Source organism: Nocardioides sp. (assembly GCF_036374615.1).
Lineage (GTDB): Bacteria > Actinomycetota > Actinomycetes > Propionibacteriales > Nocardioidaceae > Nocardioides.
In genome coordinates, this window is sequence record NZ_DASUTK010000041.1 from 19,376 (window position 1) to 32,122 (window position 12,747).

At 71.7% G+C, this 12,747-nt stretch carries 13 protein-coding genes and 1 pseudogene; 11 read left to right on the forward strand and 3 right to left on the reverse strand.

What is annotated here, in order from left to right; translation table 11 throughout:
- The first annotated feature begins 2 nt into the window (after nt 1–2).
- The 6 genes from proC (at nt 3) to VFZ39_RS03520 (ending at nt 5,047) form a co-directional block, all read left to right on the forward strand.
- Nucleotides 3–806, forward strand: a complete 804-nt coding sequence (gene proC / locus VFZ39_RS03495; protein WP_330864334.1) for a pyrroline-5-carboxylate reductase — start codon at nt 3–5, stop codon at nt 804–806.
- Between the two features lie 117 nt (nt 807–923).
- Nucleotides 924–2,111 (forward strand): acetoin utilization protein AcuC, encoded by a 1,188-nt coding sequence (locus VFZ39_RS03500; protein WP_330864335.1) that lies wholly within the window; start codon nt 924–926, stop codon nt 2,109–2,111.
- 190 nt (nt 2,112–2,301) lie between these two features.
- Nucleotides 2,302–2,505, forward strand: coding sequence for a helix-turn-helix domain-containing protein (locus tag VFZ39_RS03505; RefSeq protein ID WP_330864336.1), 204 nt, complete (start codon nt 2,302–2,304; stop codon nt 2,503–2,505).
- Nucleotides 2,506–2,645: 140 nt separating this feature from the next.
- Nucleotides 2,646–2,747, forward strand: coding sequence for a 30S ribosomal protein bS22 (locus VFZ39_RS03510; protein WP_008356322.1), 102 nt, complete (start codon nt 2,646–2,648; stop codon nt 2,745–2,747).
- Nucleotides 2,748–2,772: 25 nt separating this feature from the next.
- Nucleotides 2,773–3,819 (forward strand): SDR family oxidoreductase, encoded by a 1,047-nt coding sequence (locus tag VFZ39_RS03515; protein ID WP_330864337.1) that lies wholly within the window; start codon nt 2,773–2,775, stop codon nt 3,817–3,819.
- Nucleotides 3,812–5,047 carry a lysophospholipid acyltransferase family protein gene (locus VFZ39_RS03520; RefSeq protein WP_330864338.1) on the forward strand — a complete coding sequence of 412 codons (1,236 nt, stop codon included), beginning with the start codon at nt 3,812–3,814 and terminating at the stop codon, nt 5,045–5,047. Before VFZ39_RS03515 ends, VFZ39_RS03520 begins: the two co-directional genes overlap by 8 nt.
- A 27-nt stretch (nt 5,048–5,074) precedes the next feature.
- Here VFZ39_RS03520 and VFZ39_RS03525 read toward each other — a convergent pair whose 3' ends face one another.
- The 3 genes from VFZ39_RS03525 to VFZ39_RS03535 all read right to left on the reverse strand — a co-directional run bounded on the left by VFZ39_RS03525 (nt 5,075) and on the right by VFZ39_RS03535 (nt 8,264).
- Entirely contained in the window at nt 5,075–6,277 is a 1,203-nt protein-coding gene (locus VFZ39_RS03525) for a DUF5667 domain-containing protein (protein ID WP_330864339.1), read from the reverse strand.
- 118 nt (nt 6,278–6,395) lie between these two features.
- Nucleotides 6,396–7,136, reverse strand: a complete 741-nt coding sequence (locus VFZ39_RS03530; protein ID WP_330864340.1) for a sigma-70 family RNA polymerase sigma factor — start codon at nt 7,134–7,136, stop codon at nt 6,396–6,398.
- Between the two features lie 249 nt (nt 7,137–7,385).
- Nucleotides 7,386–8,264: an HAD family hydrolase gene (locus tag VFZ39_RS03535; protein ID WP_330864341.1), complete on the reverse strand. Its 879-nt coding sequence runs from the start codon at nt 8,262–8,264 to the stop codon at nt 7,386–7,388.
- Nucleotides 8,265–8,320: 56 nt separating this feature from the next.
- Between VFZ39_RS03535 and VFZ39_RS03540 the strand changes: the two genes are divergently transcribed.
- The 5 genes and pseudogenes from VFZ39_RS03540 to VFZ39_RS03560 form a co-directional block, all read left to right on the forward strand.
- A complete protein-coding gene (locus tag VFZ39_RS03540) occupies nt 8,321–9,919 on the forward strand; it encodes a class I adenylate-forming enzyme family protein (RefSeq protein WP_330864342.1) in 1,599 nt (532 codons plus the stop codon).
- 4 nt (nt 9,920–9,923) lie between these two features.
- A complete protein-coding gene (locus VFZ39_RS03545) occupies nt 9,924–10,163 on the forward strand; it encodes a glutaredoxin family protein (protein WP_330864343.1) in 240 nt (79 codons plus the stop codon).
- A 198-nt stretch (nt 10,164–10,361) separates the two neighbouring features.
- On the forward strand, nt 10,362–11,048 hold the full coding sequence (locus tag VFZ39_RS03550; protein ID WP_330864344.1) for a redox-sensing transcriptional repressor Rex: 687 nt from the start codon (nt 10,362–10,364) through the stop codon (nt 11,046–11,048).
- On the forward strand, nt 11,045–12,334 hold the full coding sequence (locus VFZ39_RS03555; RefSeq protein WP_330864345.1) for a glutamyl-tRNA reductase: 1,290 nt from the start codon (nt 11,045–11,047) through the stop codon (nt 12,332–12,334). Before VFZ39_RS03550 ends, VFZ39_RS03555 begins: the two co-directional genes overlap by 4 nt.
- Nucleotides 12,331–12,747, forward strand: a pseudogene (locus tag VFZ39_RS03560) (hydroxymethylbilane synthase); the annotation flags it as partial. The gene VFZ39_RS03555 and the pseudogene VFZ39_RS03560, both read left to right, overlap by 4 nt.

A 12,747-nucleotide genomic window follows, 5' to 3' on the forward strand; every position in this document is an offset into this window, starting at 1 on the left:
CCATGAACCAGACCGCGATCCTGGGCGCCGGTGTGATGGGGGAGACGCTGCTGTCCGGCCTGGTCCGGGCCGGACGCCGGGTGGACGCGCTGCTGATCGGCGAGAAGCGGCCCGACCGCGCACGTGAGCTCGAGGAGCGGTACGGCGTCGCGGTCGTCTCGAACATCGACGCCGCGCGCAAGGCCGACACGATCGCGGTCGTCGTCAAGCCGCAGGACATGGCCGACCTCCTCGAGGAGGTCGCACCCGAGCTGCGGCCCGGCCAGCTCCTCGTCTCGCTGGCCGCCGGTATCACCACCGCGTTCATCGAGGCCCGCGTTCCCGATGGCGTCGCGGTGGTACGGGTCATGCCGAACACGCCTGCGCTGGTCGACGAAGGCATGGCCGCGATCGCTCCTGGCTCCCACTGCGACGACGCGCACCTTGCGGAGGCGGAGTCGCTGATGGCCTCGACCGGCAAGGTCCTGCGCGTCCCGGAGCGCCAGATGGACGCGGTCACCGCGATCTCGGGCTCTGGTCCGGCGTACCTCTTCTTCGTCGTCGAGTCGATGATCGAGGCGGGCGTCCACCTCGGGCTGCCCCGCGCCACGGCCACCGAGCTGGTCGTGCAGACCGTGGTCGGCTCGGCGACCATGCTGCGTGAGACCGGGACCCACCCCGTCGTGCTGCGCGAGCAGGTCACCTCACCCGGCGGGACGACCGCCGCGGCGCTGCGCGAGCTCGAGATCCACAAGGTGCGTGCTGCGTTCCTCGCGGCCATGGAGGCCGCCCGCGACCGGTCCCGCGAGCTGGCCGAGGGCTCCTGACGTTGATTCGCGTGCTTGCGGCACCTGAGTCGCGCGGTTGCGACACGGCCCTGGCCGCACACCCGCGACTGGACTGCCGCACCTGCACGAATCAACGGGGCGGGTAGGTTTCCGAGCATGGTGACGTGCGCTGGCCCGGCGACCGTCGTCTTCGACCCGAGCCTCACCGAGTACGACTTCGGGCCGAGCCACCCGATGTCACCGCTGCGGGTCGACCTCACGATGCGGCTCGCCTCCGAGCTCGGGGTCACCGGTGACCGGCTGCGGCTGGTCGACGCGCCGGTCGCCACGGTGGAGCAGCTGCTCACCGTCCACGAACCAGAGCTGATCGAAGCCGTGACCCGCGCCGGCACGACGGGCGAGCACGACGACCGGTGCGGACTCGGCAGCGAGGACAACCCGGTCTTCCGCGACATGCACCACGCCGCGGCTCACGTCGTCGGCGCCAGCCTCGAGGCGTTCGACCAGGTGTGGAGCGGTCGCAGCCTCCACAGTGCCAACATCACCGGGGGGCTCCACCACGGCATGCCTGACCGGGCCAGCGGCTTCTGCGTCTACAACGACGTCGCGGTCGGGATCCGCAGCCTCCTCGATCGGGGCGCCGAGCGGGTCGCGTACGTCGACGTCGACGTCCATCACGGCGACGGCGTGGAGAAGATCTTCTGGAACGACCCGCGGGTGCTCACCATCTCCCTGCACGAGACCGGGCAGATGCTGTTCCCCGGGACCGGTTTCCCGAACGACGTGGGTGGACCCGATGCCCAGGGCTCGGCCGTCAACGTGGCGCTGCCGCCCGGCACCGGCGACGCCGGCTGGCTGCGCGCGTTCCACGCGGTGGTCCCAGCGCTGCTCCACGAGTTCAAGCCGGAGGTGCTCGTCACCCAGCACGGCTGCGACTCCCACCTCGACGACCCGCTGGCGCACCTGATGCTCACCGTCGACGGCCAGCGTGCGGCGTACCTCGCGCTGCACGACCTCGCCCACGAGGTCGCGAACGGTCGCTGGGTCGCGACCGGCGGTGGCGGGTACGCCGTGGTCCAGGTCGTGCCGCGGGCCTGGACGCACCTGCTGGCGATCGTGGCCGGAGCCCCGCTCGACCCGGCCACGCCCACGCCGCCCGGGTGGCGCGAGTACGTCGAGACCCGGCTGGGAGCCAGGGCGCCGACCAGCCTCACCGACGGCCGCGATCCCGCGTATCGCGACTGGTCGGAGGGATTCGACCCGAACAGCTGGCTGGACCGCGCCATCAACGCCACCCGCTCCGAGGTGTTCCCGTGGCACGGGCTGGACCCGCTTCCCTGGTGAGGCTGGGCATAGTGGGTGGGCATGGCGGGTGGGGCATGATGACGGGTATGACGCAAGTCGCCACGCCGAATCACTTGAGTTTCATGGGTCATTTACTTCCCCATCAATCACACCAGGCACTATCCTTCACCTGCACGTGGGCCCACCGGCGGGGAAGCCGGTGGCGTGCCGCAGAGAAAGCCGGTGCACGATGGTGAACACCCCTGGGGACTACACCGATCCCAAATTCCTCACGGTCGCTGAAGTCGCATCGATGATGCGGGTCTCCAAGATGACCGTCTACCGGCTCGTCCACAGTGGCGAGCTTCCTGCCGTGCGGGTCGGCCGTTCCTTCCGGGTCACCGAGGAGGATGTGGACGAGTACCTCCGGAAGAGCTTCTACAGCGCCGGCTGAGCCGGCTTGACGCCTGATCCCACCCGGGCCGGTCCGGGCGGGCCGACGCCTGCTCGGATTCTGCTGCCCTGTGCCCGGCGGTTACGCTTGCCCCGCCGCCGGGTCCACCCAGCGGCCCGTGTCGTCGAAAGGTTCTCCCTGTGGGTTCAGTCATCAAGAAGCGGCGTAAGCGCATGGCCAAGAAGAAGCACCGCAAGCTGCTGAAGAAGACGCGCGTCCAGCGTCGCAAGCTCGGCAAGTAGCCACCGCCGCCTCCCCCGCCGGGTCATGAGCGCCGACGGCATGGTCGTCCTGGTCACCGGGGTCTCACGCGACCTCGGCCGTCGGTACGCCCGGGCTCTGGCCGCCTCCGAGGGCGTGGCGCGCGTCATCGGGGTCGACGCCGTGCCGCCACGAGGCGACATGGGCGACGTCTCGTTCGTCCGCGCCGACATCCGCAACCCGGTGATCGCCAAGGTGATCGCCAAGGAGGACGTCGACACGGTCGTCCACATGAGCGTGATCGCCACCCCGGGCAGCGCCGGCGGCCGGCACACCATGAAGGAGCTCAACGTCATCGGGACGATGCAGCTCCTCGCCGCCGCGCAGCGCGCTCCCGGACTGAAGCGGCTGGTGGTGAAGTCGACCTCTACCGTGTACGGCGCGAGCAGCCGCGACCCCGCGATGTTCACCGAGGAGATGGAACCGCGCCGGGCACCCCGCTCCGGCTACGCGAAGGACGCGGCCGAGGTTGAGTCCTACGTGCGCGGCTTCGCCCGGCGCCGCCCGGACGTCCGCGTCACCCTCCTGCGGTGCGCCAACGTGATGGGTCCTCATGTGCAGAGCCCGCTCACGTCGTACTTCCGGATGCCGGTCATCCCCACCGTGCTCGGGTTCGACCCGCGGCTGCAGTTCCTTCACGAGGACGACCTCTTCGACGTGATGACGTTGGCGGTCCACGACGCTCCCACCGGCACGTTCAACGTCGCCGGCGACGGCGTGATCCTGCTGTCGCAGGCGATCCGTCGGCTGCAGCGTCCGAGCGTGAAGCTGCCGGGGTTCGCCGTGGGCAGCCTCGGCTCGACCCTGCGGCAGGCCCGGCTCGCCGACTTCTCGCCCGAGCAGCTCGGGCTCCTGACCTACGGCCGCGGGATCGACACCACGCGGATGCGCGAGGAGCTCGGCTTCCACCCGCGCCACACGACGGCGGAGGCACTCGAGGACTTCGGTCGCGCTCTCACGCCCACCGGCGGGTACGCCGTCCGGTTGATCGACCGCGCCGCGGAACTCGTGGAGACCGGGCTGCCCGAGCCCACCGGAGCGCCCCGTGGGTGACGCCGAGATCATCCCGATCGGTACCCGCGGCCGGCCGGGTCGGGGCAGCGGCACCGCCCGGCCCTCGTCCGCCGCGCGCGGGCTCGCGGGTGGGCGCAAGCGTTCGCCCCGGGCGGAGAGCACCCCGGCCGAGGCGGGGTCGGGGGCAGAGCCGTCGACGGAGGCTCCGCGGCCTCCGCCGCGCAAGGCGCCCCCGCCGCGGAAGGCGCAGCCGCCGCGGAAGGCGCTCCCGCCGCAGCAGACGCCGGCGTCCGAGTCGCAGCCGGAAGCTGCCGCCGCACCGGCACCCGCGACCGTCACCGAGCGGGCACCGCTGGGTGGCATCACTCCCGCGGAGTGGATCGGGGCCTTCCAGTTCGCGGCGAAGGAGGTCTTCGGTGAGGACTGGGAGCCGCAACTCGCACGGTTCCTCGCCTTCCTGCGGCGGCGCCTCACCGGCGAGTACACCGTCGACGAGTACGGCTTCGACCTCGAGGTGACCGACCGGTTCCTGCTGGCGGCGCTGCGCCCGATCGCCGAGAGGTGGTTCCGGATCGACGTGATCGGCGCTGACAACATCCCCACCGAGGGCGGGGCGCTCGTCGTCTCCAACCACTCCGGCACGCTGCCGGTGGACGGGCTGATGACGATGTACACCGTCCATGACGCCACCGGCCGGCACCTGCGGCCGCTCGGCGCGGACCTGGTGTTCCGGTTGCCGGTGGTCAGCTCGATGGCTCGCAAGAGCGGCGCCACCCTGGCCTGCAACGAGGACGCCGAGCGGATGCTCGCCGGCGGCGAGCTGGTCGGCGTCTGGCCCGAGGGGTTCAAGGGGATCGGCAAGCCGTACGCCGAGCGCTACAAGCTCCAGCGGTTCGGCCGTGGCGGGTTCGTCTCGGCCGCGTTGCGCACCCAGGTGCCGATCATTCCGTTGTCCGTGGTGGGAGCAGAGGAGATCTACCCGCTGGTCGGGAACCTGCCGTCCCTCGCCCGGCTGCTGGGAGTCCCCTACATCCCGATCACGCCGTTCTTCCCGTGGCTGGGGCCGCTCGGACTCGTACCGCTGCCGTCGAAGTGGCTGATGGAGTTCGGCGAGCCGATCCGGACCGACGAGTTCGACGACGGGGCCGTGGACGACCCGATGCTCGTGTTCAACGTCACCGATCAGGTGCGCGAGACGATCCAGCAGTCGCTGTACTCGCTGCTGATGCGGCGCGACTCGGTGTTCGGGGTCAACCCCCGGCGCTGACCGCAGGACCTCCGGCGCGCGGCAGAGTCAGGGCGCGAGCGGGTCGTCGAGCAGGTCGAGGACGTCCCCGACGGCACCGACCGTGTCGTCGATCAGGTTCCCGCCCCCGTCAGGGTTCTTGCCGTCCTTACCACCTTTGCCACCCGCGCCGCCGTTGGAGGCGTTCTTGTCTCCCTGGCCCGTGAGGCCGTCGAGCAGGCCGTCGATCGGGCCGGTCGGGTCCTCCTCCTCGGCACCGTTGTCGACCGAGGGAAGGTCAGGGATCTTGATCGGACCGGTCCCGTCAGAGGAGTCCTGCGGATCGCTGGCCGTGCCGTCCCCCTTCTCGATGGCGGACTGCCGGCCGTCGCCGAGTCGTTCGTCGATCCCCGGTGGAACCGTCGTCGTCGGATCCGGCAGCTGGGCGATCGACAGCAACAGGGCCGGGATCTGGTCGATCCCGCCCCGGCACGCCGGACAGGCCGACGAGGCTGCCGAGTCGATCTCGACCAGGACCTCGGCCGCCTGCTTCAGCTCGTCGCGAGCACCCGGTGGCAGGACTGCTTCGAGCTGCGTCAGCGTCGCCATGCTGCTGACCGTGAACTCGTTGAGGGTCTCGATCGACGAGCGGTCGCCGTTGGCGGCGTAGTCGTCGAGCAACAGGTCGCTGGCCTCGACGGCCTGCTCGCTGAACGTCGTCAGGGTCGAGGCGATCCTGTCGGACTCGTCGAGGTCGCTGGTCCGACTGAGCGCGGTGGCCTCAGCCAGCCGGTCGGACGCGTTGGAGAGGAGCGCGGCACCCTTGCCGCCGTCACTGAGGTGGACGCCGGTCTCGGCGGTCTCGAGCAGCCGCTTGACGGGGTAGAGCATCTCACCGGGCAGTGCCGTCTGCGCAGCGACCGCGATCGAGGTACTGGCGCCGACGATGGCGACCACGCCGACAGCGGCCGCGATCCGGCGGTCGCGGGCGGTCCGCCGCGGCGGCAGCGTCAGCCGGGCGGCGGCCGCGGCATCGGCGGCCGTGTCGCGAGCGCTGTCGGGAGCCGGGAGCAGCAGGGTGTCGGCCGCCTCCATCAGCTGCTCACGCAGTGCCGCGGTGAAGTCGGCTCGGGGTGCTGGGGGCTCCAGCGCGCGCAGCTGCTCCACGAGCTCGATGGCATCGGCGTACCGCGAGTGCATCGCCCCGGTCGAGGACTCGACGAGGGTGTTGAACTCCTCCGCGCGCCGCCGCGACGCGAGCACCGGGCTCATCGAGGACGTCCTGTCGTGTCAGCTGCCAGCGGGCCCCACTGGCCCCCGGTCGCAGACCTCAACGACCCGCCCTCGCGGGAAGTTACGGCTGTGACGGAGGTGACCGATGAGTAGCTTCTCACGCGTCCCGCACCCCCTCCGGCATCAGCTTCGCCAGGTTGCGGACGCCGCGCAGCTGGAGCTGCTTCACCGCACCGTCGCTGCGGCCGAGGACCGCCGCGGTCTCGGCGATGCTCAGGCCCTGTAGGAACCGCATGATGAGACAGTCGCGCTGCTCGTCGGGCAGCTCGGTGAGCGCCTGCATGAGCAGCTCGTTCGTCAGGGAGGCCAGCACGGCCGACTCCGGACCCTCGGTGGCGTCGTCGTGCGCCGACATGTCCTCGGTGGTCTGCTCGAGGCGGGTCCGGCCGGCCTTGAAGTGGTCGGTGCACAGGTTGCGGGCGATGGTCATCAGCCAGGCGCCGAAGTCCTTGCCCTGCCACCGGAATCCGCTCATCGACCGCAGCGCCCGGAAGAACGTCTCCGACGTGAGGTCCTCGGCCAGCTGCGTGGAACGGGTGCGGTAGAAGAGGAAGCGGTAGACGGAGGCCTGGTAGTGGTCGTAGAGGAGGCCGAAGGCGTCCTTGTCGCCGCCGCGCGCGAGGTCGACCAGCGCGATCAGCCGGGTGCGGTCGGCCTCGTCGTCCTCCGATGACGCGGCGTAGGCCGAGTCGTCCGGCGGTGGGGACCCACCCGTGCCGTGGGAGACGGTGGCCTCGGACCACAGCACGACCGGGCCGGGCCCGGCGACGGCCAGGGCGCGGTGGTCGCAGATGACCGCTGCGACGGCCGCGCGGAGGGAGTCCAGCCCCCGCCGCACGAGCTCGGCGTCACGCTGTGTATCGATGTCGACCCTCCCGGCACCCGTTGCCAGCTGTCATGGTAGGTGCGCGCTCCAACGGCTGGGAAGGGCTCGACCGGTCGACGTGGGCCACGCCACAGCGCCTGGTCCACTGCTCGCGCAGATGCCTTGGCGCCGAACCTGCTGGGCGAGTCTCGCGCTCAGCGAGTGAAGTTTCGCCCGCGAGGTGCCGGTTTCCCCGCTTGAGCGGGGAAACCTGCAGCCCCCTCAGCGCCGGCGACGCAGCGCGACCCCGGCCGCCACCGCGCCGCTGAACGCTCCCGCAGCGGCCCCCAGCACCAGCCCGGTCCGGGCCGCCTTCCGGCCGGTCCGGTAGTCGCGGATCCGCCATCCCTCGGCTCGGGCGTGGGCACGTAGCCGGGAGTCGGGGTTGATGGCGCACGGGTCGCCGACGAGCGTCAGCATCGGCAGGTCGTTGTAGGAGTCGGAGTACGCCGAGCAGCGGCTGAGATCGAGACCCTCCTGCTCCGCAAGCGCCTTGACCGCCTCCGCCTTCGCGGGCCCGTGCAGCAGGTCACCGACCAGGCGGCCGGTGTAGACGCCGTCCACGTGCTCCGCGACGGTGCCCATCGCTCCGGTGAGCCCGAGTCGGCGCGCGATGATCTGGGCGATCTCCACCGGCGCCGCGGTCACGAGCCAGACCCGCTGCCCCTGGTCGAGGTGAAGCTGTGCGAGGGCCCGGGTACCCGGCCAGATCCGGTGCGCCATCGCCTCGTCGAAGATCTCCTCGCCCAGCTCCTCGAGCTCGGCGACCGTGTGCCCCTCGATGAAGCCGAGTGCCGAGCTGCGTGCGTCCGCCACGTGGTCGGGGTCCTCGACCCCCACGACCCGGAAGTACGCCTGCTTCCACGCCGCTCCCAGGATCTCGCGGGTCGTGAAGAACTGCCGGCGGTGGAGGCCGCGGGCCAGGTGGAAGATGCTGGCGCCCTGCATGACGGTGTTGTCGACGTCGAAGAAGGCGGCCGACGTCGAGTCGGCCGGAGTGCTGAGAGCGGTCTCGACCTCGGCGGCCGCCGCGGCAGCCTCACCCGCGAGAACCGAGCGCAGCTGCAGGTTCTGGGGGCGGCGCGGCCTCTCCGGGGTCATGGACGGGAATCGTAGACCTCCGGCGGGAACCCATCACGTGTGCGAGGATCGCCGCCATGTCCGGGCAGCCCGACGTCTCCGCGCTGGTCGCCCGCGCGGCCGCCGAGCGGCCCGACGCGGTCGCGCTGGTGGCGGGTGCGCGCCGCCTCACGTGGGCCGAGCTGGAGGAGCTCGTAGCCCGGGTCGCGACCGGGATCGGCGGTGCCGGCGTGGTGGCCGGGCAGCGGGTGCTGGTCGCTCTCGGCAACCGGGTCGAGTTCGTCACGGCGTACCTCGGCACGCTGCGGGCGCAGGCGGTCTCCGTCCCCGTGAACCCCACGTCCACGCCCCACGAGCTCGCGCGGATGATCGCCGACTCCGGGGCCCGGCTGGCGATCGGCGACTCGACCACCCTGGCGGCGCTGCGCGAGGCCGTGGCAGTGGTGGATCGTGCGCGCGACGGTGAGCCGGGAGCTCTCGACCCCGACCTGGTGCAGCGGGCGGTGGCGACCCGGGTCGTCGCCCTCGACGAGCCGCCCGCCGACGGCGAGCTCGGCTTCGACGAGCTGCTGGCTGTGGAGCCCCGCGACGTACCGCCCCTGCAGGACCCCGAGAAGCTCGCGGCTCTCCTCTACACGAGCGGTACGTCGGGCCGGCCGCGTGCCGCCATGCTCACCCACCGCGCCCTGCTGGCCAACGTCGAGCAGGTCGCGGCCGTCGAGCCACCGATGATGCGGGCCGACGACATCGTCCTCGGCGTGCTGCCGCTGTTCCATGTCTACGGCCTCAATGCCGTCCTCGGCGGGGTCGCCCGCCACGGCTGCACGCTGGTGCTGACGGAGCGGTTCGAGCCCGAGGCGACGCTCGACCTCATCACCGCCGAGAGCTGCACGGTCGTCCCGGTCGCGCCCCCCGTCTTCGCCCACTGGCGCTCGGTCTCGAACCTGAGGGAGCGGCTGGCCTCGGTCCGACTGGTGCTCTCGGGCTCGGCCCCGCTCGCCGCCTCGGCGATCGAGGAGTTCGGAGCGGCCACCGGCATCGAGCTGCACCAGGGGTACGGCCTCACGGAGGCGGCACCCGTCGTCACCAGCACCTTGTGCTCGAGGACGCCGCACCACGGCTCGGTGGGAGCCGCGCTCCCCGGCATCGAGCTCCGGCTGGTCGACGACCGCGGGCACCCGCCCGAGGGCGAGGACCCCGGCGAGATCCAGGTATGTGGCGCCAACCTCTTCAGCGGCTACTGGCCCGACGGCGACGAAGCCCCCGGAGTCGACGGCTGGTGGTCCACCGGGGACGTCGGCTTCCTCGACCCCAGCGGCGACCTGTTCCTGGTCGACCGGGTCAAGGAGCTCGTCATCGTGTCCGGCTTCAACGTCTACCCGATCGAGGTCGAGGACGTCATCCGCGAGGTCGACGGCGTCGAGGAGGTGGCAGTCATCGGCGCCGAGGACGAGCAGACCGGGGAGGCCGTGGTCGCCTACGTCCGGGCCCCCGGTGCCGAACCGGCTGCCGTCGAGGCCGCCGTACGGGCCCGGTGCGAGGAGCGGCTCGCCGGCTTCAAGCGACCGAGCCGGGTCGAGGTCGTCGACGAGCTACCGCTGACCGTCACCGGCAAGGTCCAGAAGGGCCGGCTGCGGGGGCTGGAGCGCCGCCGCGCGCTCGGCATCCTGGAGTAACGGCGTGGCAGCGCGCATCACGCTCTACAGCCGCCCGGGCTGCCACCTCTGCGACGACGCCCGCGTCGTGATCGAGCGGGTCTGCGCAGAGCTCGGTGAGCGCTACGAGGAGGTCGACATCGACGCCGACGAGGAACTGCAGCGCCGGTACGGCGAGGAGGTCCCCGTGACCTTCGTCGACGGCAGGCAGCACGACTTCTGGCGGGTCGACGAGAGCCGGCTGCGCGCCGCGTTGACCGTCTGACACGGGCGGCTCGGACGCTGGGAGCGCACCCGGTCGGTGTGCGGAGTCCCACATGTGCTAGCCACCGCGTCGTCCTTCTCGTGCACTCGATTTGTTCCCGCGTTCACAAACTCCTACATTGATGTCGCCGCGTCGCCGACCGGGTTCGAAACCGGCCCCGGAGACCAGACCAGGCGCGTGGCTGGAAAGCGGAGAGCAGTGACCTCAGCACGGACCTCCACCGAGACCGCTCGGGACATTCCCGAGGCCACGGTCGCCCGGTTGCCCGTGTACCTGCGAGCCCTCGTGAGCCTGGCCGAGACGGGCACGACCACCTGCTCCAGCGAGGAGCTCGCGCAGGCGGCCGGCGTCAACAGCGCCAAGCTCCGCAAGGACCTCTCCTACCTCGGCAGCTACGGCACCCGCGGCGTCGGGTACGACGTGGACTACCTGCGCTACCAGATCGCGCGCGAGATCGGTGTCACCCAGGACTGGCCGGTCGTCATCGTCGGTATCGGAAACCTCGGGCACGCGCTCGCGAACTACTCCGGGTTCCGCAGTCGCGGCTTCCGGGTGGTGGCGCTGCTCGACGCCGACCCCGGTCGGCAGGACGAGGTCGTGGCCGGCGTCGACGTACGGCCCTTCGACGACCTGGAGGCGATCGCCGCCGAGCACAGCGTCGCGATCGGCGTCATCGCCACCCCCGCGCTGGCCGCCCAGGACGTCGCCGACCGGATGGTGGCCTGCGGCATCACGAGCATCCTCAACTTCGCCCCGACAGTGCTCGCCGTGCCGGACGGCGTCGACGTCCGCAAGGTCGACCTGTCGATCGAGCTGCAGATCCTCGCCTACCACGAGCAGCGCAAGAGCGGTCACGAGCAGCCGGGTCAGGAGCACGCATCATGAGCGTCCTGGTCGTCGGCATCTCCCACAAGTCCGCACCGGTCGCGGTGCTCGAGCGGCTCGCGCTCGACAGCGACGGGGTTGCGAAGCTGCTCGCCGACGTGACCACCTGTGAGCACGTCGCCGAGGCCGCCGTGATCGCGACGTGCAACCGGCTGGAGATCTACGCCGAGGTCGACCGCTTCCACGGATCGGTCGAGGACGTCTCCCGGTTGCTCGTGGAGCGCGCCGGTGAACCGACCGAGTCGATGCTGCCGCACCTCTACGTGCACTACGAGGACGGCGCGGTCTCCCACCTCTTCCACGTCGCCGCCGGTCTCGACTCCATGGCGGTCGGCGAGGGCCAGATCCTCGGCCAGACCCGTGCCGCACTGCGGACCGGTCAGGAGCAGGGCACCGTCGGGTCCGCCCTCAACCTGCTGTTCCAGCAGGCGTTGCGCGTGGGCAAGCGCTCGCGCGCCGAGACCGGGATCGACCAGGCCGCGCCGACGCTGGTGAGCGAGGCCCTGGCCTGGCTGCTTCCGGGCGGCGTCGACGGGCTGCAGGTGGTGGTGCTCGGTGCCGGAGGCATGGCCTCGCTCGCGGCAGCGACGACCGCCCGGCACGGTGCGGAGGTGGTGGTCGTCAACCGCACCGTCGCCAACGCGGAGCGGCTGGCCTCGGAGTACGGCGTCCGCGCCGCCCCGCTCGACAAGCTCGCGGACGAGCTCGCCCGTGCCGACGTCCTCATCGCGTGCACCGGCGCTGCCGGAGTGCTGATCGGTGTCGAGCAGGTGGTCGCGGCGCGCCAGGACGGTCGGCCGCTCGCGATCGCCGACCTCGCCCTGCCGCACGACGTCGACCCAGCCGTGCGGCAGCTGCCGGGCGTCACCCTCGTGGGCCTGGCTGACCTGGCGGAGCGGCTGCGCGACACCGACGCGGGGCGCGAGATCGACGGCGTGCGGCGGATCGTCGGCGAGGAGATCGCCGCGTTCCTGACCGCGCGCCGCCAGGCGAGCGTCACGCCGACCGTCGTCGCGCTGCGCTCGATGGCCACCGACGTGGTCGAGGCCGAGATGGCGCGGCTCGCGGCCCGGATGCCCGACCTCGACGAGGCCGAGCTGGCCGAGGTCCAGCAGTCGCTGCGCCGGATCGCCGACAAGCTGCTCCACCATCCGACGGTCCGCGTCAAGGAGCTGGTGAACGAGGCCGGTGCGGTCTCGTACGCCGCTGCCCTGGCCGAGCTGTTCGCGCTCGATCCCGACGCGGTCGACGCCGTCACCCGCCCGTCCGGGGAGGCGGTGACATGACCGCGTCCACCCTCCGGCTCGGCACCCGCCGGTCCGTCCTCGCCACCACGCAGTCGGCCCTGGTCGCCGACCTGGTCCGCGAGCGGCTCGGACGCGACGTCGAGCTGGTCGAGGTCACGACCGACGGCGACGTGTCCGACACGCCGATCGCGCAGCTCGGCGGCACCGGTGTCTTCGTCAGCGCGCTGCGCGACGCACTCCTCGACGGCCGGGTGGATCTGGCCGTCCACTCGCTCAAGGACATCCCGACCTACCCCTGCGACGGGATCGCACTCGCCGCCGTACCACCTCGCGAGGACCCGCGCGACGTGGTCGTCGCCCGCGACGGCCTGACCCTCGGCGAGCTGCCGCACGGCAGCCGCGTCGGCACCGGTTCCCCCCGCCGCGCCGCCCAGCTGGAGGCCCTCGGCCTG